Annotated in this window: 18 protein-coding genes and 4 pseudogenes; 8 read left to right on the forward strand and 14 right to left on the reverse strand. The window is 72.1% G+C overall.

All coding sequences use genetic code 11. The features are described 5' to 3' along the window. Positions 1-242: 242 nt before the first annotated feature. Positions 243-401: pseudogene (locus CCZ36_RS31570) on the forward strand (IS256 family transposase); the annotation flags it as partial. Between the two features lie 167 nt (positions 402-568). On the opposite strand, the gene CCZ36_RS31575 reads toward CCZ36_RS31570, so the two are convergent. From CCZ36_RS31575 to CCZ36_RS31605, 7 genes are all read right to left on the reverse strand, one after another. Next, positions 569-1168, reverse strand: a complete 600-nt coding sequence (locus CCZ36_RS31575; RefSeq protein WP_069741148.1) for a DUF6058 family natural product biosynthesis protein — start codon at positions 1166-1168, stop codon at positions 569-571. A 206-nt stretch (positions 1169-1374) separates the two neighbouring features. Beyond that, positions 1375-1770 carry an SHOCT domain-containing protein gene (locus CCZ36_RS31580; RefSeq protein WP_069736255.1) on the reverse strand — a complete coding sequence of 132 codons (396 nt, stop codon included), beginning with the start codon at positions 1768-1770 and terminating at the stop codon, positions 1375-1377. A 34-nt stretch (positions 1771-1804) separates the two neighbouring features. Continuing rightward, on the reverse strand, positions 1805-2314 hold the full coding sequence (locus CCZ36_RS31585) for a nucleotide triphosphate diphosphatase NUDT15 (protein WP_128819115.1): 510 nt from the start codon (positions 2312-2314) through the stop codon (positions 1805-1807). A 73-nt stretch (positions 2315-2387) separates the two neighbouring features. Next, positions 2388-3287, reverse strand: a complete 900-nt coding sequence (locus tag CCZ36_RS31590) for a hypothetical protein (RefSeq protein ID WP_069736257.1) — start codon at positions 3285-3287, stop codon at positions 2388-2390. Next, on the reverse strand, positions 3284-4297 hold the full coding sequence (locus CCZ36_RS31595; RefSeq protein WP_069741146.1) for an SPFH domain-containing protein: 1014 nt from the start codon (positions 4295-4297) through the stop codon (positions 3284-3286). Before CCZ36_RS31595 ends, CCZ36_RS31590 begins: the two co-directional genes overlap by 4 nt. Before the next feature lie 68 nt (positions 4298-4365). Further along, positions 4366-4710 (reverse strand): SDR family oxidoreductase, encoded by a 345-nt coding sequence (locus CCZ36_RS37060; protein ID WP_443069830.1) that lies wholly within the window; start codon positions 4708-4710, stop codon positions 4366-4368. 84 nt (positions 4711-4794) lie between these two features. After that, a complete protein-coding gene (locus tag CCZ36_RS31605) occupies positions 4795-5424 on the reverse strand; it encodes a TetR/AcrR family transcriptional regulator (RefSeq protein WP_069736259.1) in 630 nt (209 codons plus the stop codon). A 162-nt stretch (positions 5425-5586) separates the two neighbouring features. On the opposite strand from CCZ36_RS31605, the gene CCZ36_RS31610 reads away from it, so the two are divergent. After that, entirely contained in the window at positions 5587-6435 is an 849-nt protein-coding gene (locus CCZ36_RS31610) for a phosphatase PAP2 family protein (protein ID WP_128819116.1), read from the forward strand. Continuing rightward, on the forward strand, positions 6432-7394 hold the full coding sequence (locus tag CCZ36_RS31615) for a DMT family transporter (RefSeq protein ID WP_128819117.1): 963 nt from the start codon (positions 6432-6434) through the stop codon (positions 7392-7394). The genes CCZ36_RS31610 and CCZ36_RS31615 overlap by 4 nt, the downstream gene beginning before the upstream one ends. Before the next feature lie 72 nt (positions 7395-7466). On the opposite strand, the gene CCZ36_RS31620 is transcribed toward CCZ36_RS31615, so the two are convergent. Together CCZ36_RS31620 and CCZ36_RS31625 are read right to left on the reverse strand one after the other, a co-directional pair. Beyond that, positions 7467-8000: a PadR family transcriptional regulator gene (locus CCZ36_RS31620; protein ID WP_069736261.1), complete on the reverse strand. Its 534-nt coding sequence runs from the start codon at positions 7998-8000 to the stop codon at positions 7467-7469. A gap of 55 nt (positions 8001-8055) precedes the next feature. Then, positions 8056-10070: pseudogene (locus CCZ36_RS31625) on the reverse strand (oxidoreductase). Positions 10071-10285: 215 nt separating this feature from the next. On the opposite strand from CCZ36_RS31625, the gene CCZ36_RS31630 reads away from it, so the two are divergent. Both CCZ36_RS31630 and CCZ36_RS35135 read left to right on the forward strand, forming a co-directional pair. Next, positions 10286-10816, forward strand: a complete 531-nt coding sequence (locus CCZ36_RS31630) for a DoxX family protein (RefSeq protein WP_069736263.1) — start codon at positions 10286-10288, stop codon at positions 10814-10816. Next, positions 10813-11448 (forward strand): DUF7144 family membrane protein, encoded by a 636-nt coding sequence (locus CCZ36_RS35135; protein WP_176734515.1) that lies wholly within the window; start codon positions 10813-10815, stop codon positions 11446-11448. The genes CCZ36_RS31630 and CCZ36_RS35135 overlap by 4 nt, the downstream gene beginning before the upstream one ends. Positions 11449-11457: 9 nt before the next feature. On the opposite strand, the gene CCZ36_RS31640 is transcribed toward CCZ36_RS35135, so the two are convergent. The 3 genes and pseudogenes from CCZ36_RS31640 to CCZ36_RS31650 form a co-directional block, all read right to left on the reverse strand. After that, positions 11458-13545 carry an MMPL family transporter gene (locus CCZ36_RS31640; RefSeq protein ID WP_128819118.1) on the reverse strand — a complete coding sequence of 696 codons (2088 nt, stop codon included), beginning with the start codon at positions 13543-13545 and terminating at the stop codon, positions 11458-11460. Between the two features lie 235 nt (positions 13546-13780). Beyond that, positions 13781-14266 (reverse strand): annotated as a pseudogene (locus CCZ36_RS31645) (MarR family winged helix-turn-helix transcriptional regulator); the annotation flags it as partial. Between the two features lie 70 nt (positions 14267-14336). Further along, positions 14337-14915 (reverse strand): fasciclin domain-containing protein, encoded by a 579-nt coding sequence (locus tag CCZ36_RS31650; RefSeq protein ID WP_069736267.1) that lies wholly within the window; start codon positions 14913-14915, stop codon positions 14337-14339. A gap of 169 nt (positions 14916-15084) precedes the next feature. Here CCZ36_RS31650 and CCZ36_RS31655 point away from each other — a divergent pair, with 169 nt between their 5' ends. Further along, complete coding sequence (locus CCZ36_RS31655) at positions 15085-15927, forward strand: DUF1206 domain-containing protein (RefSeq protein ID WP_079133966.1); 843 nt, start codon at positions 15085-15087, stop codon at positions 15925-15927. Here the strand turns inward: CCZ36_RS31655 and CCZ36_RS31660 are convergent. Then, the gene (locus CCZ36_RS31660) at positions 15912-16454 is read right to left on the reverse strand and encodes a DUF4383 domain-containing protein (RefSeq protein ID WP_069736268.1); all 543 of its coding nucleotides are present in this window, start codon (positions 16452-16454) and stop codon (positions 15912-15914) included. The two genes, CCZ36_RS31655 and CCZ36_RS31660, sit on opposite strands and share 16 nt — an antisense overlap. A 115-nt stretch (positions 16455-16569) precedes the next feature. Here CCZ36_RS31660 and CCZ36_RS31665 point away from each other — a divergent pair, with 115 nt between their 5' ends. Beyond that, on the forward strand, positions 16570-17523 hold the full coding sequence (locus CCZ36_RS31665) for a MerR family transcriptional regulator (protein WP_128819119.1): 954 nt from the start codon (positions 16570-16572) through the stop codon (positions 17521-17523). 55 nt (positions 17524-17578) lie between these two features. Here the strand turns inward: CCZ36_RS31665 and CCZ36_RS31670 are convergent. Next, positions 17579-18789, reverse strand: a pseudogene (locus tag CCZ36_RS31670) (cysteine desulfurase-like protein). 574 nt (positions 18790-19363) lie between these two features. Between CCZ36_RS31670 and CCZ36_RS31675 the strand changes: the two are divergent. Beyond that, positions 19364-20308: a sterol desaturase family protein gene (locus CCZ36_RS31675; protein WP_128819120.1), complete on the forward strand. Its 945-nt coding sequence runs from the start codon at positions 19364-19366 to the stop codon at positions 20306-20308. The last annotated feature ends 45 nt before the right edge of the window (positions 20309-20353 follow it).

Consider the following 20353-nt stretch of genomic DNA (forward strand, 5'->3'; position numbering starts at 1 on the left):
GGCTCACAGGTCCAGCCCTCCGCCGCGCGGCTCTTCGCCCGGACGGCGACAGCGCGTCGACCGACAGCCCGTCAGCCGGCGCCCGACGCCGTGACCTCGCCATCAGCCGGCGTGCCGAGGCCGCGTGGCGCAGGCCCGCCGGATAGGGCAGCGCGCGGGCCAGTTCCTCGGCCCGGGCCAGGGACTCCCGCGCGGCCCCGCCCGCCGCCTCGTCGTACGGGAGCGACGCGGACCGAGGGACCCTCTACCTGCACGGCCTGTCCTCCGGCGACTTCGTGCCCGCACTTGAGCAGTTCCTGGGCTCCTTCGCCGCTCTCTCCCCGGCGACGGTCACCCGGCTGACCCAGCCGTGGCAGGCCGACCACGCCGCCTTCATGGACCGCGACCTCGCCGAGGTCGACTAGGTGTACGGGTGGGCCGACGGCATCCACCTCAACATCCGCCTGGAGGAGGGCCAAAGCCTGCCTCGTCCGCGCCGGAGCCCGCTTCGATCGCGGCCACCTCGTCGAACGTCCCGAAACCCGCGCGGCGTGAGCGATCGCAACCGATCTGCGGAAAGCCACCCGGGTCACGAGCGCGGGAAGCGGGCGCGCGGGGCGTCGATGCAGGTGTCCCGGGACGTGGGTCCGCCGAACCGAAGACGGTCGTAGGCCGTGAACGCCGGTTCCAGCGCGTCGAGTTCGTCGACCAGTGCGTGCAGCCGCTCAGACCACCGTGCTGAACCGGCATCCGGCTCGTTCGCTGCGGCGCTGATCGCGGTCGTCAGGTAATCCTTGCGCTGAATGGCGGCCGGGGTCACCGAGTGCAGGCACACGTACTGTCCGCTGAGATACGCATTCCACTCCGCCTTCCCGGTGATCGGGTCGGCCCAGTGAGCGGTGAACCACGCTTCGAGCAGCTCTACGCCGCCGGCTTCGTCGGCGAGAGCGAACAGGTCGGCCGGCACCATCTCGGCACCGTCGGAGCGCAGATATCCCGGAAGCGGCAGATGCTGCCCCAGCATCAGCCGGCGGACCGCATCGGCATCGCGGCCATGAATTGCGCACAGTTCCTCCAGGGCAACGAACTGCGCGCTGACGTATGCGTCATCGGTATCGGTCATCGGATGGTCGCCGTTGACTTCGCGGAATCGCTCGGCGAGCTGCTGCTTCAGATCTGTCTCCGACATCGGGTCGCCTCCGGCGTCTACCGGCGCGGGCATCTCCCGCACAGGACTCGGCACGCTATCGGCCGGACGGTTCGGCACTCGCCGAACCATCGACGGAACCACGACAGCACGAGGGCACCTCGCCCTCGCTCCGCCCACCGGTCCAGGGCTCTTGGCAATGACTCACCGACCGCGGCGACGCTTGTAGCGTGATGTCGGACCCGGTCTCAGGCGAGCAGCTTCGCCTTCGCCCGTTCGTACTCCTCGGGGTTGATCGCGCCCTTGTCCTTGAGCTCGGCGAGTTTCGCCAAGTCGTCGACGTGACCGTTGCCGCCCTCCGTCGCGGCGGCCCGGCGCACGTAGTCACGGAACGCGGCCTCCGAGTCCTTGGCCAGCTTCTCGTCGCGCTCGTGCATGCTGCGTCCGCGGACGATGAGGTAGATCAGTACGCCCACATAGGGCAGCAGGATCACGAGCACCAGCCAGCCCGCCTTGGCCCAGCCGTTCAGCGAGTGGTCCCGGAAGAGGTCTGTGATCACCTTGAACAGCAGGAAGAACCACATGACCCACAGGAACAGGTACAGCATGGTCAGGAAAAGGTTCAGCAGGGGGTAGTCGTCCATGGGGCCTACTCCGATCGCACGGATGGTCCCTCATTCATACAGTTGGTCCGATGGGTCCGCATCCGGTGACCCGCAGCATGTGCGCGGGCGGGTGGGGGATGCCCAGCTCCGGTCGCCAGGCCGCCAGGATCTGCGCCGAGGGATCGAACAGCGGGGCGGGCAGCTCCCCGGGCGCGGTCCACCGCCAGGTGCTGATCAGGTGCGGCTCGGTCACCTCGGGGTCCCCGGAGGCGAGCCGTACGACGGCCGCCATGCTGATGCGGTTGATCCCGCCGATCACGTCGTGGACCATCGCGATGATCTCCACGGACGCCTCGTCGACCACCAGGCCCGTCTCCTCGCGCAGCTCCCGCGCGGCCGCCGCGGCGATCGACTCGTGCGTCGCGTCGACCTTCCCTCCCGGCAGCTCCCACGTACCGCTGTGATGCCGGCCCAGCAGGACGCGCCCCCGGCCGTCCTCGACGATCACCCCGACCCCGAGGGCGGCCTGGGCCGTGGGCGGGCGGGTGTTACGGTCGGGCTCGGTGACAGGGTCCGCTGACACGATGCTGGTGCTCCGCTTTCCGGTACGGGTACGAGTACGGGCCACCGTAGCCAAAGAGCCGGGCCCGGCACGCTCAGATCACCAGGCGCAACGATTTCTCCGCGATGCCGAGCCGTACGCTCTGACCCCAGGTCAACTCCAGCGCGTCGGACTCCATCCCGTCGCCGAAGACCACGATCCGGTCCGACTCCACGGTCAGCCGCAGCCCCTGCCCGCGCGCCAGTTCACCCGCCACCCGGGACGTCCCGGTCGCCGGGGACGGCCAGGCTTCGCGCACGAACCACAGCAGGCGCGCGTCGCACGGCGCGGGCAGCGGCAGCGTGCTGCCGCGCTCCAGCCACAGCGAGCGGAGCCAGCCGGTGGCGCCCGTGCCGGTGCCGACCAGCACCCCGGAGGACGCCTGGGCCTCGCCGGGGGTGTTGTCGCCGTCGTCGCCCAGGCGGTAGCGGGCCGTCTGGTGACCGGGCGGCCCGAGGTAGATCTCGTTGAGGGCGAGGAGGCGCTGCGTGTCGTCGGCGACGGCCTCGACCATGGTCAGCTCCTCGGCCTTCCCGCCGGAGGTGGTCGCGGAGCGCAGCAGGGCCGTCGTGTCGGCGTGGCGGTGGCGTACCAGCACACCCGGGTTGCGACCGGGGGCGGTGTCGATGCCCACCACCGGCTGGCCGGACAGGTACTTCGCGGTGTTGGCGACCAGACCGTCCTGGCCGACCACGACCACCACGTCCTCCGGGGCGAACAGGAAGCGGTCCAGGTCCGCCCGCTCCACCCGGGAGCTGCGCCAGGTGAGCGGGACCGCCGCCGCCACCTCGCGCAGCGCCTGCCGGGTGTCCTCGTGGCGGCGGGCCACCTCGTCGATCGAGCGGCCCCGGCTGGACAGGAAGAAGGCGGCCTGCCCGTGCGTCCCGTGCCGGGCGAGCAGCTCCTCGTACTCCGTCCGCCGGTGGACGATCACCGCCCGGGGCGCCAGGCTCACGCTCCCGCCCCGCCGTCCGGACGGCCGAGCTTGGCGAGCAGCCCGGTGAGGACGTCGGGGGAGAGGGTGAGGCTCTCGACGCGCGGGAGGTTCTCCGCGAGCCGGGTCGCCGCCAGGGCGTGCAGCGTGGCCGGGTCGGCCTCGCCGTGCACCCGCAGCCAGGCGGCCTGCGCCTCGGCCCGGGCCCCGCCCGTCTCGCGTGCCGCTTCGGCCTCCGCCCGCGCCAGGCGCACCTTGCGGGCCGCCTCCGCCTCGGTCCGTACGCCGTCGGCGGCGGCCTTCTCCTCGGCCTCGCGGCGGGCGTTCGTGCCGCGCTGGTCGACCAACTGCTCCTCGCGCCGGGCCAGTTCGATTTGGCTGGCCAGCTCGTTCTCGGCGATCGCGCGTTCGCGCTCGACGGCCACGGCCCGCCGTTCGTAGGTGGCCCGGTCCGCCTCCTGCTGGATCTGTTCGCGGGCCGGGGTGCGCAGGGCGCGCTCGACCTCGGCCTCGGGACGGATCGCGACGACCCGCACGGCCACCACGTCGATGCCGGTGGCGGGGAGGCGGGGCTCGGCGGAGAGTCCGGTGGCGACCCGTTCGCGTACGGAGGCGACGCCGTCGACCAGGGCGGCGGCCAGCGGGGTGCGGGCCAGGACGTCCAGGGTGTGCTGCTGCGCGGTCTCGGTGAGGAGGGTGGCGATCTGCTCCAGCGGCGCCCCGCGCCAGCTGCCGGTGTCCGGGTCGACGGAGAAGTCGAGCCGGTTCGCCGCCTCGGCCGGGTCGCTGATCCGGTAGGTGACGGTGGCCTGCACGGTCACGTCCTGGAAGTCGGCCGTACGGGCGTGGAACGCCATGGCCAGCTCCCGGTCGTCGACCGGCACCTCGGAGAGGGCCGCCGACAGTGACCGGTACCAAAAGCTGAGCCCCCGGCCGTCGTGGGCGAGCTTGCCGCGCTTGTGGTGGCGGATGTGGGCGGTGGGCGCGGAGCGCAGGTGGCGCCAGCCGAAGCGCCGGGTGATGTCGGCCATGATGGGGACCCCCTCGATTTCGTCATGACGACGATAAGGGGTCCGCTCCATTAGAGTCAAGGTGACCATTAAAGGGGTGCGGGGCGGCGAGCGGTCGTGTACCTGGCCGGGGTCTCGCCGCCCCCGCGCACGGCGAGGTCGGCGCCGTTGACGTACGAGGAGAGGCCGCACGCCAGCCAGAGGCACGCCCGCGCCACATCGTCCGGCTCCTCCGGCCGTCCCATCGGAACGACGCTCGCCACCGCGTTCCCCTCGGCGTCTGACGAGCACGGTCCGTCCGGTGAAGTCCATCGTGTGGGACCGGTTGCCCATGGTCGGCCCTCCTGTGCGGCAGCTATCAAGCGCTTGTTGGGCGCGGTAGAGGGGGCGTGGGCGCGGATACACGGCCGGCCGGTGACCTCCGCAGAGGTCACCGGCCGCCCGGGCGGTGCGCCGCCCCCGTCCCCACGGTGCGGCGCGGGTGGACCGTCCCCATCCGCGGGGGCGGTCCACGTCTGTCAGGACTCCGGCGCTCCCGCCGTGAGTCCGAGGCCCGGGAGGATCGCCCGCTCCACGAACCGGGTCAGATACGCGGCGTCGGCGTAACGCCCCTCCAGCAGCGGCCGGGCGCGCAGCACGCCGAGCAGCTGGGCCGCCACGAAGTCGGCCGCCGGGAGATCCACCGCGATCTCGCCGCGCTCCTGGCCCCGCCGGACCATCGCGTCGATCGCCGCGACCTCCGGCAGGATCAGCGCCTCGCGCAGCGCGCACAGCAGTTCCGGGCTCTGCAGCGCGGCATGGCTGAGGGCGTGCATCAGCGGGGTGTCGCTCCCCGCGGCCTCGCCGATCGCCCGCGCGGCCTCCAGCAGGTCCCCGGCCAGCGTCCCGGTGTCGATGTTCGGGAGTCGCATGCGCCGGGTGCCGTGCAGTGCTGCCACCACCAGCTCCGGCTTGGAGCCCCACTGCCGGTAGAGCGTCGACTTCCCGCACCGGGTGCGCGAGGCGACGCCCTCCATCGTCAGCGATTCGTAACCGCTCTCGCGCAGCAGTTCCAGCACCGCCGCGTACAGCTCCTGGGCCCGCTCCGGTGTGATCTTCGACCGGGGGGACGAGAGGGCTGACTCCGGTGCGGAATCGGGCGACGGCATGGGCTCTACCTCCAGCGGCGGTGCGGCGAGGCTCTCGATACGCCAGTGTACCGATACGCACGTGTACCGATACGCCAACGTATCGGTACACTGGCGTATCGATACGGCGTGGATCGACAGAACCGGGCCGTCCGCCAACGCTTCGCATCCAAGGGGGCACGGGTGAGACTCGCCCGCACCGAGCCCACGGACCAGGAGCCGGACATACGTGCCCGACCGCCCCTCGTCCGCGAGTTCCTTCTCGTGGCCGGACTCTTCCTGGCCTACAAATTCGGCCGGCGGGCCGCCAACGGCCACGTCGAGGAGGCGTTCCGCAACGCGGGGAGCGTCTGGGACCTCGAACGTGCCCTGCGCCTTCCCGACGAGGGCGCCGTCCAGGGCCTGCTGCTGCACAGCGGGCCCCTGATCCACGCGGCGAACACCTACTACGCCGCCGTGCACTTCCCGGCCACGGCACTCTTCCTGGTCTGGCTCTACTGGCGCCGCCCCGCCCACTACGTCCGGTCGCGCCGCGTGCTCGCCGCGCTCACCGCCGCGGCCCTGGCGCTGCACCTGCTGTTCCCGCTCGCCCCGCCCCGGATGCTCCCGGCCGCCGGTCTCGTCGACACCGGTCAGGTCTACGGGCCGACGGTGTACGGGCAGACGCCCGCGACCGACACGATGGCGAACCAGTTCGCCGCGATGCCCTCGCTGCACGTCGGCTGGGCCGTGATGGTCGCCGTCGGGCTGATCGCCGCCACCCGTTCCCGGTGGCGCCGGCTGTGGCTGCTGCACCCGGCGATCACGCTGTTCGTCGTCGTGGGTACGGCGAACCACTACTGGCTCGACGCGATCGTCGTCGTGGCGCTGCTCGCCGTCGCCCTCGCCGTGTTCCGGCTGCCGCTGCCCGGTGGGGCCGCCCCGGCTCCGCCGCCGAGCCTCGCGCCCGCCGGGGCGGTCGCCGTACCGCCCGTCGCGCAGGCCACCCCGGAGGCCGCGCCGGAGCGCACGCCGAGCGGGGTCGGCCGATGAACGCCACCCTGCTCGCCGTCGCGCTCTCCCTGGTCTCCGCCGGTGCCTACGCCGCCGCCGCCGTCGCCCAGTCCCGGCTCGCCGGGCGCACCGAGCCCGGCGCCGGGGTCCTGCGGATGCTGGGCCGGGGCGCCTGGTGGTCGGCGGTCGGCCTCAACGCCGCGGGCGCGCTCCTGCACGTCGCCGCGCTCAACTACGGCCCGCTCACCCTGGTCCAGCCCCTGGGGGCGCTCACCCTCGTCGTCGCCGTCCCGCTCGGCGCGCGCGCCGCCGGACGCCGGGTCGGCCGCGTCGAGTGGCGGGGAACCGCCCTGACCCTGCTCGGCCTCGGCGCTCTGCTCCTGACCGCGGGCGGTTCCGCCCCGCACGAAACGCTCACCCTTCCCGAGGCCCTCGGCGTGGGCGCGGCCACCATGGCGGTCGTCGCCGGGCTCAGCCGGCCCGGGGCCCGCCCCGGCCTGCGGCACGCGGCGGCGTCCGGCATCACCTCCGGGGTGGCCTCAGCGCTGACCCAGACCCTCACGGTCGCCGTCACCGACCACTCCGGCGGCCCGCTGTTCAGCTGGCGGCTGCTGACGGTGGCGCTGCTCGTCTCCACGTTCGCGATGGGCGGCCTGCTGCTGTCCCAGACCGCGTACCGGGGCGGGCTCGGCGCACCGCTCGCGGTGGTCACTCTCGCCAACCCGGTCGCCGCGGCCGCGATCGGCCTGGCCCTGCTCGGTGAGCGCCTCCGGGGCGGGCCGGTCAGCCTGGTGCTCGCCCTGCTCGGGACGGTGGCGGCCGTGCGCGGTGTGATCCTCCTCAGCCGGGCCCAGGCGCGGAACGCGGACCCGGGTGGCGTGACCGAGGAGCCCGCCCCCGTGGACCCGGTGCCCTCGCGGGTCGTGATCGGGAGCCCCCGTCCCGCGGCCGTCCCGGAACCCGTGGCCGTACGGGCGGGCGGCGCGCCGTACCCGTGACGCCGCGTCCCGCCCCGTAAGGCCAGGCGTACGCGTGACGTGGCGCGCCCCGCCCCGTAACGCTCTGTGTGGTCAGGCGGCGTCCAGGTCGGCGATCGCCCGGGTCAGCCAGCCGATCCAGAACGTCTCCAGGTCGATGCCGCCCCGCAGCACCAGATGCCGCAGCCGCCCCTCGCCGGTCGTCGGCGGCGGGGCGAAGTCCCGGTTTTCGATCTCCTGGTACTCCGCCAACTGCCGCTCGTGCAGGGCGAGGTGGCGGCGCAGCTCCGCGTCCAAGCCGTTCGTGCCGATGACCGCGGCGGCCCGCATCCGCAGCAGCAGCGGATCGCGGACCGGCCGAGGGTCCTCGGGGAGCGCGACCCAGGCCGCCAGCTCCTCGCGACCCGCGGGCAGCACCTCGTACTCCTTCTTCTGCCCCCGGGCCGGCGCCGCTGTGGGCAGTGCCCTGATCCGCCCGGCCTGCTCCAGTCTGCCCAGTTCGCGATAGATCTGCTGGTGCGTCGACGACCAGAAGTAGCCGATCGACCGGTCGAACCTGCGGGTCAGTTCCAGACCCGAGGACGGCTTCTCCAGCAGAGCGGTGAGAATCGCGTGCGGCAGTGACATGACGTGCATCCTAAGGACGGGAGCGCGCGGTGGTACGGCCCCCGGCGGGGCGGGTTCAGAGCGTGGCGGCCAGCTCCGTGCCCTGGCGGATGGCCCGTTTCGCGTCCAGCTCGGCCGCCACGTCCGCGCCGCCGATCAGGTGGACCGGCACAGCACCCGCGCTCAGTTCCTCGTACAGCTCGCGGCGCGGCTCCTGGCCCGCGCACAGCACGACCGTGTCCACGGGCAGCACCCGCCGCTCACCGCCGACGGTGAGGTGGAGGCCCTCGTCGTCGATGAGGTCGTACGAGGCCCCCGCGATCATCTCGACGCCCCGGTGGCGCAGCTCGGTGCGGTGGATCCAGCCGGTCGTCTTGCCGAGCCCCGCGCCGACCTTGGTCGTCCTGCGCTGGACCAGGTGGACCGTGCGCGGCGACTTGGGGCGCTCCGGGGCGCGCAGCCCGCCCCGGCCCTCGTACGCCGTGTCCACGCCCCACTGCCGGAAGAACGTGTCCGGGTCCAGGCTCGCCGCGTCGCCGCCGTCGGTCAGGAACTCCGCCACGTCGAAGCCGATGCCGCCCGCGCCGACGATCGCGACCCGGTCGCCCACCGGCGCACCGTCGCGCAGCACGTCCAGGTAGCTCACGACGTTCGGACGGTCCGTGCCGGGGATCGCGGGCGTACGCGGCTCGACGCCGGTGGCCAGCACGATCTCGTCGAAGCCGTCCAGGGCCGCGGTGTCGGCGCGGGTGGAGAGCCGCACGTCGACGTCCAGCTCCGCCAGTCGCGTACGGAAGTACCGCAGCGTCTCGTCGAACTCCTCCTTGCCCGGCACCCGGCGGGCCACGTTGAGCTGCCCGCCGATCTCGCCCGCCGTGTCGAACAGGGTCACCGCGTGCCCCCGCTCGGCCGCCGTCACCGAGCAGGCGAGCCCCGCCGGACCCGCCCCGACCACGGCGACGCGCTTACGGGTCCGGGTCGGGCTGAGCACCAGCTCGGTCTCGTGGCAGGCGCGCGGATTGACCAGACAAGAGGTGATCTTGAGGCTGAAGATGTGGTCCAGGCAGGCCTGGTTGCAGCCGATGCACGTGTTGATCGCGTCCGCCCGGCCGGCCGCCGCTTTCGCGACGAACTCCGGGTCGGCCAGGAACGGGCGGGCCATCGAGACCATGTCCGCCCGGCCGGAGGCGAGGATCTCCTCGGCGACCTCGGGGTGTTGATGCGGTTGCTCGTCACCAGCGGTACGGAGACCGCCCCGCGCACCTTCTCGGTCACCCAGCTGAACGCGCCGCGCGGCACGGAGGTGGCGATCGTGGGGATCCGCGCCTCGTGCCAGCCGATGCCGGTGTTGATGATCGTCGCGCCCGCCGCTTCGATCTCCCTGGCCAGCGTCACGACCTCGTCCAGCGTCGAGCCGCCCGGCACCAGGTCCAGCATGGAGAGCCGGTAGATCAGGATGAAGTCCTCGCCGACCCGCTCACGGACCCGGCGCACGATCTCGATGGGCAGCCGGATGCGGTTCTCGAAACCGCCGCCCCAGCGGTCGGTGCGGTGGTTGGTCGCCGAGACGATGAACTCGTTGATCAGATAGCCCTCGGAGCCCATGATCTCGACGCCGTCGTACCCGGCGAACCGTGCCAGCTCCGCTGCCCGGACGAACTCCTCGATGGTCTCCTCGACCTGCTCGTCGGTGAGGGCGTTCGGGACGAACCCGCTGATCGGGGCCTGGATCGCGCTCGGGGCCACCAGGTCCGGGTGGTGCGCGTAGCGGCCGAAGTGCAGGATCTGCATCGCGATCCGGCCGCCCGCCGCGTGCACCGCGGAGGTGATCTCCCGGTGCTGCTCCGCCTCCGCCTCGGTGGTCATCTTGGCCCCGCCGGGGAAGGAGCAGGCCCGCTCGCTGGGGGCGATGCCGCCGGTGACCATCAGGCCGACGCCGCCCCGGGCGCGCTCGGCGTAGAACGCCGCCATCCGCTCGAAGCCGCGCTCGGCCTCCTCCAGACCGATGTGCATCGATCCCATGAGCACCCGGTTGGGAAGGGTGGTGAACCCGAGGTCCAGCGGGCTCAGCAGGGTCGGGTAGGGGCTCATCCGGGGTCTCCTCCGCAGGGGGCGTCGCGTCAGTTGTAGACCACGTCGAACCGCTTATGCAACAAGTTGCACAATGATCTGCGTCGCGCGGAGGGCCGTGCGGCACCGGGCCCGTGCCCCGTACGGCGTAGTCGGCCGCGCCCGCCGAACAGCGGCCGACGAGAGTGGGATCCGTACCGGAAACCCCTCGCCAACCCCTCGCCCCGGGAGTCCTCATGGTCTGTTTCAACCGGCGTGATCTCGGTCTGCTCGCCCTGCGCGTCGGCACCGGCGCGGTGCTCGCCGCCCACGGCAGCCAGAAGCTGGCCGGCTGGTTCGGCGGCGGAGGTATCCAGGGCACGACGGCGGCGATGGAGGCGATGGGGTTCCATCCGCCCAAGCACAGTGCCGTGGCCGCCGGGCTCGGCGAGGCGGGCGGCGGTGTGCTGCTCGCGCTGGGCCTCGCCACTCCGGCGGCGGGCGCGGCGGCGGCAGGGGCGATGGCCGGTGCGGTGGCCGTGCACGCGCCGGCGGGCTTCTTCGCCCAGGGCGGCGGCTACGAGTACCCGGCGTTCCTCGGGTTCACCGCCGCGGCCATCGGTCTGGCGGGCCCCGGGCGCTACTCCGTGGACCACGCCACCTGCCATGTCTTCGACCGGCCCTGGATGGTCGCGCTGGCCTTCGCGGGCAGCGCGGCCGCGGCCGCCGCGGTGGTCGGCCGTCGGGCGAAGGGACAGGCGGAACAGCAGCAGGAGACCTCCTCATGAGCGAGGACCCGTTTCGGGCCGCGGATCCTTCCCGGGCCGCCGGTCCTTCTCAGGCCGAGGACCCTTCCCGGGCTGCTGATCCTTCTCAGGCCGCAGACCCGTCCCGGGCATCGGACCCGTCCGACCCGGGCGGCTTCGGGCAGGGGCCCCTGACCGGGCCCGGTCAGGGCGAGGCGCCCTGGCAGCGCGGCGACGGTCCGGCCGGGCGCGCTCCCGCGCCCGACCCGGACAGCCTCTGGGTGACCGGCGGCGTGCTCTTCGCCGGGATCCTGATGCTCTGCCAGGGCGTCCTCGCGGCCCTGGAGGGTATCGCCGCCCTGGCCGGAGGGGACGTCTACGGCGATGTCGGCGAGTACGTCTACCGGATCAGCCTCACCGGCTGGGGCTGGACCCACCTGGTGCTCGGCGTCTGTGTCGCCGTCACCGGGGCGAGCGTGCTCAGGGGGGCGAGCTGGGCGCGGGTGACCGGCATCGTCTTCGCCTCCCTGAACCTCTTCGCGCACTTCCTCTTCCTGCCGTACGCGCCCCTCTGGTCGGTGATCGTCATCGCCCTGGACATCTTCGTGATCTGGGCGCTCGCCGCCTACCGGGACCCGGGCTGGGCACCCGGGGACGCGCTGCGGCGGCCCTGAGTCCGCTCGTCAGGCCCGCTCGCGGCTCAGTGCCCCCGGCCACCACGCCTTCGGCCCGATGTCCCGCACCAGTGCCGGGACCAGGAGCGAGCGGACGACCAGCGTGTCCAGCAGGACGCCGAAGGCCACGATGAACGCGATCTGGAGCAGGAACGCCAGCGGGATCACGCCCAGCGCCGCGAAAGTGGCCGCCAGGACCACGCCCGCCGAGGTGATGACCCCGCCGGTCGTGGTCAGCCCACGCAGGATGCCCTCCCGGGTTCCGTGGCGCAGCGACTCCTCCCGGACCCGGGACATCAGGAAGATGTTGTAGTCGACGCCGAGGGCGACGAGGAACACAAATCCGTACAGCGGAACTGACGAATCCGTGCCGCTGAAGCCGAACACATGGGTGAAGACCAGCGAGGAAATGCCCAGCGTGGCCAGGAAGTTCAGCGCCACGGTCGCCACGAGCAGCACCGGCATCAGCAGTGACCGCAGCAGGAAGACCAGGATCACCAGGATGATCACCAGAACCACCGGCACGATCAGCGTGCGGTCGTCCTCGGCCGTGCGCTGGGTGTCGTACTGCTGCGCGGTGTAGCCGCCGACCAGTGCGTCCGATCCCGGCACCGCGTGGACCGCGGTGCGCAGCGCGGCCACCGCCTCCTTGGCCCCGTCGCTGTCCGCCGCGTCCTCGAGGGTCGCGTCGATACGGACCTTGCCGTCGACGACGAGGGGTTCGCCGCCCGGCCGCCCGCTCGCGCTCACCGGTGCGGCGGAGTCCACCCCGTCGGTGCGCTCCGCGGCCTCGGTCACCTCGGACAGACGGTCCGCCGAGGCGATGATCACGGCCGGATTGCCCGAGCCGCCGGGGAAGTGTTCGCTCAGCGTCTCCTGGGCCGCCACGGACGGTGCGTCGTTGACGAAGATCTCGTCCAGCGGCACGCCCTTGGAGGTGAGCGTCGGGGCGAACGCGGCACAGGCGATCAGGGCCGCCAGAGTGATCGCCCAGACCTTGCGGGGCGCCCGGTCCACGAGGGCCGCGACCTTGTGCCAGATGCCGTGGCCGCCGGTCACCTTCGCGTCGGCGGGCCTGGGCTTCGCCGGCCAGTACGCGGTCCGGCCCAGCAGCACCAGCGCGGCGGGCAGGAAGGTGAGAGCGCTTAGGACCGAGCAGACGATACCGATCGCGCCCACCGGACCGAGGGCCCGGTTGTTGGTGAGGTCGCTGAGCAGCAGCGCGAGCAGACCGGCCGCGACGGTCGCGGCGCTCGCCGTGATCGGGCCGAAGGACTCGCGCAGCGCGACGCGCATCGCGGTGAACCGGTCGCCGTGGACGGCGAGTTCCTCCCGGAACCGGGCGGTGAGCAACAGTGCGTAGTCGGTCGCCGCGCCGATCACCAGGATCGACAGGATGCCCTGCACCTGGCCGTCCACGCGCACGATGTCGTGGTCGGCGAGGACGTAGACGATCGCACAGGACAACCCCAGGGCGAAGACCGCGCCGAGGATGATGACGAAGGGCAGCAGCACACTGCGGTAGACCAGCAGCAGGATCACCAGCACCGTGATCAGGGCGACCCCGAGCAGCAGTCCGTCGATGCCCGCGAAGGCGTCGGACAGATCCGCCTGGCTGGCGGCCGGCCCCGCGAGCTGGACCGTCGTGCCGGTGACGGCCTTCCCCGCCTTGTCGACCTTCTCCAGCACCGCCGGCAGCTCGTCCCCGAGGTTCGGGCTCAGCTGCACGATGCCCTGGAGGGCGAGGCCGTCCTTGGAGGGCAGTGCGGGGGAGGGGGTTCCGACGATCCCCTCGCTCCCGGAGAGCGAGGCGAGGGCGCCGGTCGCGGCCTCGCGCTGCCCGTCGTCCACCGGGGCGTCCTTCTCCGCCGAGGTCCAGACGAGGATGACCGGCAGGGTCTCGCTCTGCTGGAACGCCTTCTGGGCGTCGATGACTTGTGTGGACTCGGCGTTCTGGGGCAGGAAGGCGGCCTGGTCGTTGGTGGCGACCTCGCCGAGCTTTCCGGCGTACGGTCCGAGCCCGCCGCCGATGCCGAGCCAGGCGATCAGCAGGACGACGGGGACCAGCCAGCGGACCGACCGTGCAGGGGTGGGCATGTCTCTCCCGAGGGGTGGAGATGTCTCGTCGATGAACAATCTCAATCGTTGAAATATATTACGGGAAGCGTTCCCGCGATTCGTACGGGGGTGGCTTCGACCGGCCCGTCCCTCCAGGGCGCAACGGTCGCGAGCAAGCGCGCAACGGTCGCGAGCAAGCGCGCAACGGTCGCGAGCAAGCGCGCAACGGCGCGAGCAACGTGCTCCGGCCGGGAGGGAACTCAGCGACGCGTCGGGGGACCTCGGCCAGTTCCTCGTTCATCGTGGCGAGGAAGCGCAGGACAGTCGTCAGTTCGCCCTCGCTGAACCGTGCCCTGGCCCGTGCCGTGGCCTCGGCGAGCGGCATGAAGTAGTCGCGGGCGACGGTCCGGGCGCTCGGCTCGTAGTACACGTGCACCACCCGGCGGTCGGCGCTCTCCCGCGCCCGGCGGATGTGCCCGGCCCGCTCCAGCCGGTCCAGGCAGGCGGTCACCGCCCCCGAGGTGAGCCCCAGGTGCTCCCGCAGTGCCCCCGGCGTCAGGGGCGACGGGGCGTCGAGGATGGCTCCGAGCGCGCTCACGTCCGTCGGGTGCAGCCGCTGGTTCACCGCGAAGCCGTGGGTCATCCGGTTGATCTCGCCGTTCATCCGGCGCAGCTCGACCGCGAAGGCCTGAAGGTCTGCGAGCGGCACCTCGGAATCCGAGGCGCCGCTCCGGGTCGGTCGGTCGTCGGCGTGTCTCACGCCTTCAGCGTATAGAACCCCCGCTCAGAGGCCACGTGGTATCCCTGGGGGATGTCCGGGCAGACACCCGCTAGGACGGCGGCATGAGCACCGTGTCGACGAGGTTCACCGTGGCGTTGGCCGTCGGCACGTTGCCACAGACGATCTTCGAGGAGTCGTTCACCGTGAACTCGGTGCCCGAGCCCTTCGTGGTGAGGTCGCTGCCCTCCAGCGTCTTGAAGGTGCCGTCCTCCATCTGCTGCGTCGTGACCTTCTCGCCCACCACGTGGTAGGTCAGCACCTTGGTGAGCTGGTCCTTGTCGTTGAGGAGCGCCTCCAGGTCGGCCTGCGGGATCTTCTCGAACGCGGCGTTGGTCGGCGCGAACACCGTGATGTTCTCCGCGTTGTTGAGGGTGTCCACCAGGTCGGCCTTCTTCACCGCGTCGACCAGGGTGGAGAGTTCGGGATTGTTGGACGCGGCGGTGGCGACCGGGTCCTTCGCCATGCCTTCCAGGCTGCCCGCGCCTTCCTTCGGCACGGAGGCGCAGGCGGGGCCGTACGGGTCGGCGGGGGCCTCTGCCTGTGCCTGCGGGGCGAAGAACGCCAGAGAGGCGGGAAAGGCGAGGGCCGCGGCGGCCGCCGCGGTGCGCTGCAGACGGGTGGTCGTCATGATGTCTCCTCCGGCGATCGAGGGGGCTTGTCCATCGCCCCACGGGTGTTCTCCGTCCTCTCCACACTGACGCGCTGCCGCTCGCTCCGCCTGCCGCGTCGGTTCTGCGTCGAAACCGCCCCCGAACCGCCGTGGCATCGATCCGCCGCGCGGGGGCAAGCGGGATGACATGAATAGCCGTTCAGTGACAGCGCGGGGACGCGGCCGGGCGCGGCGTGCCGCGAACAGCGACGCCATGGAGGCGGCGGGCCGCGCCGGGTTCGTCGCCCGCGGGGTGATCTACGTGCTCGTGGGCCTCCTCGCCCTGCGGATCGCGTTCTCCGGAGGCGACGGAAAACAGGCCGACCGTGGCGGTGCGGTCGCGGAGATAGCCGAGAAGCCCTTCGGGACGGTTCTGTTGTGGGTGCTGGGCGCAGCCGTGGCGGGCATGGCGCTCTGGCGGCTGTCCGAAGCGCTGTTCGGCGGGGCCGGACCCGACGAGCACAAGCCCGGAAAGCGGGCCATGGCGGCGGGCCGGGCGCTCTTCTACGCTTTCGTCGCCTACTCCGTGCTGTCCTTCGCCGCCGGGGACTCCGGCAGCGGCGGCGGTTCGTCCGACCAGCAGTCGCAGGACATCACCGCCAAGGCACTCGGCTGGCCGGGCGGTCAGTGGACCGTCGGGATCGGCGGCGCCGTCGTGGCCGGCGCGGGACTTTGGATCGCGGTCCGGGCCATCCTGCGCAAGTACCACAAGCACCTGAAGCTGTCGGAGATGTCCCACCGCGTCCGCCGGGCCGTGGACATCACGGGGGTGTTCGGCGGAGCGGCGCGCGGCAGCGTGTTCGCTGCGGCGGGCGCGTTCGCCGTAGCCGCCGCCGTCGAGCACGAGCCGGACAAGTCCAAGGGGATGGACGACACCCTGCGCTCGTTCGCCGACACTCCGGTCGGCCCGTGGCTGCTGGTGCTCATCGCCCTCGGACTGGTCGCCTTCGGCGTCTTCTCCTGGCTCAACGCCCGCTACCGCAAGGTCTGAGCGGATCCGTCCCGCAACGGGCCTCCCGCCGCCGCCCTCCTGCGGGCGGCGGCCTCGCGTGCGGCCTGCTCCGGGTGGCGGCGACGCCAGTACGGGTTGTCGTGCGGCAGACCGCCGGTCACCCGCCCGTACATGCCGAACGTGAGGATCAGCAGTCCCATCACGAAGCTGAAGATGACGTTCGCCATGCTGAAGTCCAGGATGTTCGCGGACCGGTCCAGGATGAACAGGTGGGCGAAGCCGCTGAGCAGGAAGAGCGAGCCGACGGTCATGTTCACCGTGGAGGCGGCATTGCCGCCCACCGCCGCCCCGGCGATCAGCACCGCACCCACGAGCAGCGAGATCAGGCTGAGGAGCCCGTTGGACGTCAGTCCGGCGATCCGGCTGCCGTCGGTGGCGAAGAAGCTCAGCTGATTCGCGAAGCCGAGAGACCCGAACACCATCAGGATCGCTCCGCAGAGTCCCGCACCGACCCGGTACACGGACGCCAGCCGGTGGTCGGTGGGCAGTTCGTCGCTCAGCTTCATGATTGTCTCCTGTCTCTCTTGCCGCTTCTCTTGTCGCTCCTGTCCCGGTGTCTCAGCGAACCGCTCGGGGATCCGCCGGACAACACGCGTCGCTTTTGCGTCGTATGGTGAGTTTATGGACCCGACAGGCGATCTGCTTGCGGAAGCCCCGGCCGACGGAGGCATGACCACCGGTGCGGTGGCCCGCCTCCTGGGCGTCGCCCCGACGACGCTGCGCTCGTGGGACCGCCGCTACGGCATCGGCCCGGCCGCACGGCAGGACGGCCGGCACCGCCGCTGGACCGGAGCGGACATCGCCGCCCTGCGGCACATGTGCGCCCTGACGAGCTCGGGCCTGCCCCCGGCCGAGGCGGCGCGCACCGTCCTGGCCGGGGCGTCCGGCCCCTCGGAAGCGGCCCGGCCGGCGCGCGCTTCCCGGGCTTCGGGGCCGCTGCCGATCGGCCGGGCCCGCCAGGAGTGCCGCGGTCTGGCCAGGGCCGCGGTCCGGCTGGACGCGCCGGCCCTGGACGAACTGCTCACGGCGGTGCTCGACCGCTACGGACTCCCGGCCGCCTGGGACGAGGTCATGATGCCGGCGCTGCACGCGGTGGGCCGCAAGTGGGAGACGGAGGGGGAGCGGTACATCGAGGTCGAGCACCTGTTGTCGTGGCACGTCTCCGGCGCGCTGCGCGCGGCCGCGGCCGGGCGGGCCCCCGCCCCCGGCGCGGGCCTCGCCCTGCTGGCCTGTGTGCCCGGCGAGACCCATACGCTCGCCCTGGAGGCGCTCGCCGCGACTCTCGCCCAACAGGGCCTGCCGGTCCGTATGTTCGGTGCCGCCGTGCCCGCCGGGGCGCTGGAGGACGCGGCCCGGCGCACCGGTCCCGCCGCGGTGGTGCTCTGGGCCCAGTCCCGGAAGACGGCGAGCCCCGCACTCGTGGCCCGGTTGAACGCGATCGAGTGGGGCGTACGGGGTGCGCGCGGCCGTCCCGTCGTCTGTGTGGCCGGACCGGGCTGGGCGGGGCGGCAGCCGCCGGGGGCCCGGCACCTGACCGGTCTGGCCGACGCGGTGGACACCCTGGCCACGCTCTGAGCGCTGTCGTCCTCCGTACGCCGGGGGCGACGGGGCAGCCCCTTCGGGTCGCGGGTCAGCCCAGGAACTCCGACAGCCCCGTCAGGAGCCGCTCCACATCGTCCGCGTCGTTGTACGCGGACACCCCCACACGGAGGCCGCCGCTCTCGCCGAGCCCCAGGTGCTGAGAGGCCTCCAGGGCGTAGAACGATCCGGCGGGCGCGTGCACCCCGGAGCGGGCGAGGGCACGGTAGGCGTCCGCCGCGCGCCGGCCCTCGAAGGTCAGCAGCAGCGTGGGGGTGCGCTCGGCGGCCCGCGAGTGCACCGTCACCCCGCCCAGGTCGCGCACCCCCTTCTCGATGCTCTCCCGCAGCGCGGTCTCATGGGACTCGATCGCCGCGTACGCCGCCAACAGCCGCTCACGCCGCCCGGCGAGCCCGCCGGCCGCTACGGTCCCCAGCTCCGCGACGAAGTCCACCGCCGCGCGGGTCCCCGCCATCAACTCGTACGGGAGCGTGCCGAGTTCGAAGCGCTCCGGTACGGCGTCGGCGGACGGTGCCAGCTTGTCCGGGCGGAGGGTGTCGAGCAGTTCCGGCCGGGCTGCCAGCACCCCGTGGTGAGGGCCGAAGAACTTGTACGGGGAGCAGACGAGGAAGTCCGCCCCCAGTCGATCCAGGTCCACCGCGCGGTGCGCCGTGAGATGGACCGCGTCCACGTACAGCAACGCTCCGGCCTGGTGGACGAGGCGGGCTACGGCCGGGATGTCGGGCCGGGTGCCGATCAGATTGGACGCGCCGGTCACCGCGACCAGCCGGGTTCGCCCGGTGATCTGCGCGCCGACCGCCTCCGGGGACAGCTCGCCGGTCGCCGGGTCGAAGTCGGCCCACCGCACCACCGCCCCCACCCGCTCGGCCGCCTGCACCCACGGGCGGATGTTGGCATCGTGGTCGAGCCGGCTGACCACCACCTCGTCCCCGGCCGCCACGTCCCGGCCAGGGTGCGTGAGAAGTCGTACGTGAGCTGGGTGGCGCTCCGGCCGAAGACGATCCCGCCCGGGTCCGCGCCCAGCAGATCGCCCATCGCCTGCCGGAACTCCCGGACGATCCCGTCCGCGTTGACCTCTCCGGGCAGAGTGGAGCCCCGGTTGGACAGCGGACGGCTCATCGCCTCGCCGATCGCGTCGATGACGGGGGCCGGGGTCTGGGTGCCGCCGGGGCCGTCGAAGTGCGCCGTGCCGGAGCGCAGGGCGGGGAACTGTGCGCGCACCGCGCTGACGTCGTACGTCAAGGAGGCTCCTCGGTTCGCTGATGGGCTGCCGGATCTCGCCGCGATCATCGCAGGGAGGTGTCCTCGGGTGAAAGGAGCCCGGGGTCTCCCCACCGCGCGCCGCTGAGGAGCACGAGGTGACACCGCTCGCGCGCGGGCGCGCGGCTCCCCGCACCGACGCACGCCCGAGCGTGGGAATTCGCCTCCCGGCGCACCGGAATGCGCCGTCCCCCGGCATAGCGATGATCCTACGAAGTAGAGTTCCCGAAACGCGGCCTCGCTCGACTGTGCGATACTTTGCGATGGCTTTCCGTATACCTTTCCGTACGGCCTCCGTGAACGAAATCGCCGGTCGATTTATCCGCGTCGCGCGTGATTAAAGCCGCGGGATCGGGAAATAGATGATCTGGGCTGATGGTGTCGGGGGCATCAGTTCACGCCACGGCCGAATTCCATCGGAGCCGGGTGTCTGAAAGGCGTCAGTGCGGGGTCGTGGTCGCCCCGGAGTTCACCGAGACTCTCAGGGCGGTTCCGGCCTGCGCTGATGAAGGAAATCTGGTCTCTCCCGGTTGCGTTCCCTTGTGGGGGGTCACGTATGGACGAGCGCGAGCGCGCCATCGATGGCGAAATTCATTCGGCCGCCTATTCGGTTTCCGGGAAGCGGGTGGCAGGGAATTTCGTGTCCCGCATTCTCTGTGCCGTCGCCTACCCCGTACTCCTCCTCGCGGTCGGGTGCGTGGCCGCGTTCTCATTGCTCCTGCGGTGGGATCCGGCGTGGGTCAGCCCGCTTTTCCTGATCGGCGTGATCGGCTATTTGGCTCTTCTGGAGCGGCTGATTCCTTACGACCGGACCTGGCACCCCGGAAAGGACGAATGGCGCTGGTACGGCATCTACTTCCTGCTCACCATGGCCGGAAGCGGACTGGCGCAACTGCTGGTCGCCCTGTCCGTCGGGCTGATCTCGCCCGAGGAGCCGGCCCACCACCTCGGGGCCGAGATCCCGGGTGCCCTCCTCACCGGTTCGCTGGTGAGCTACGCGGTGCACCGGCTCGGCCACCGCAACGCCCTGCTCTGGCGACTGCACGGGGTGCATCACGTGCCGGAGAAGGTCAACGTCGCCAACAACGGTGTCAACCATGTGCTGGACATCGTCCTGGCGCAGAGCCTCGTCCAACTGGCCCTGGCCCTCGTCGGCTTCTCCCGCCCCGCCGTGCTGGTGGCCGGACTCTTCGTCGCCGCCCAGGGCTACTTCGTCCACGCCAACATCGACGTCCGCATCGGCCCGCTCAACCATCTGCTGGCCAGTCCCGAGCAGCACCGCCTGCACCACAGCACCGATCTGTCCGAAGCCGGCCACTACGGCTCCGACCTCTCGTGCTGGGACCACCTCTTCGGCAGTTTCACCTGGCGCCCCGGCCGCGAACCCTCCGCCGTCGGCCTCCACGACCCCGCTTCCTTCCCCGCCACCGGCGAGATCCTCGCCGCCCTCCTGCACCCCTGGCGACGCAGAGCCGCATCACCGCGCCCCGGCCCGGAGTGAATGCCGCCCCCCCGGTGCTTCATCACGACCCACCGCACCACGACT

The organism is Streptomyces sp. S063, from assembly GCF_002832675.1.
Lineage (GTDB): Bacteria > Actinomycetota > Actinomycetes > Streptomycetales > Streptomycetaceae > Streptomyces > Streptomyces sindenensis.

What these genes read in the sequence shown, in the direction of transcription:
- CCZ36_RS31595 (WP_069741146.1), bottom strand. Translation starts at nt 4,297, where the DNA reads ATGGCCGACATCACCCGGCGCTTCGGCTGGCGCCACCTGCGCTCCGCG.
- CCZ36_RS31665 (WP_128819119.1), top strand. Translation starts at nt 16,570, where the DNA reads ATGGACCCGACAGGCGATCTGCTTGCGGAAGCCCCGGCCGACGGAGGC.
- CCZ36_RS31580 (WP_069736255.1), bottom strand. Translation starts at nt 1,770, where the DNA reads ATGGACGACTACCCCCTGCTGAACCTTTTCCTGACCATGCTGTACCTG.
- CCZ36_RS31620 (WP_069736261.1), bottom strand. Translation starts at nt 8,000, where the DNA reads ATGTCACTGCCGCACGCGATTCTCACCGCTCTGCTGGAGAAGCCGTCC.
- CCZ36_RS31575 (WP_069741148.1), bottom strand. Translation starts at nt 1,168, where the DNA reads ATGTCGGAGACAGATCTGAAGCAGCAGCTCGCCGAGCGATTCCGCGAA.
- CCZ36_RS31650 (WP_069736267.1), bottom strand. Translation starts at nt 14,915, where the DNA reads ATGACGACCACCCGTCTGCAGCGCACCGCGGCGGCCGCCGCGGCCCTC.
- CCZ36_RS31615 (WP_128819117.1), top strand. Translation starts at nt 6,432, where the DNA reads ATGAACGCCACCCTGCTCGCCGTCGCGCTCTCCCTGGTCTCCGCCGGT.
- CCZ36_RS31675 (WP_128819120.1), top strand. Translation starts at nt 19,364, where the DNA reads ATGGACGAGCGCGAGCGCGCCATCGATGGCGAAATTCATTCGGCCGCC.
- CCZ36_RS31660 (WP_069736268.1), bottom strand. Translation starts at nt 16,454, where the DNA reads ATGAAGCTGAGCGACGAACTGCCCACCGACCACCGGCTGGCGTCCGTG.
- CCZ36_RS31655 (WP_079133966.1), top strand. Translation starts at nt 15,085, where the DNA reads ATGAATAGCCGTTCAGTGACAGCGCGGGGACGCGGCCGGGCGCGGCGT.
- CCZ36_RS31640 (WP_128819118.1), bottom strand. Translation starts at nt 13,545, where the DNA reads ATGCCCACCCCTGCACGGTCGGTCCGCTGGCTGGTCCCCGTCGTCCTG.
- CCZ36_RS35135 (WP_176734515.1), top strand. Translation starts at nt 10,813, where the DNA reads ATGAGCGAGGACCCGTTTCGGGCCGCGGATCCTTCCCGGGCCGCCGGT.
- CCZ36_RS31630 (WP_069736263.1), top strand. Translation starts at nt 10,286, where the DNA reads ATGGTCTGTTTCAACCGGCGTGATCTCGGTCTGCTCGCCCTGCGCGTC.
- CCZ36_RS31605 (WP_069736259.1), bottom strand. Translation starts at nt 5,424, where the DNA reads ATGCCGTCGCCCGATTCCGCACCGGAGTCAGCCCTCTCGTCCCCCCGG.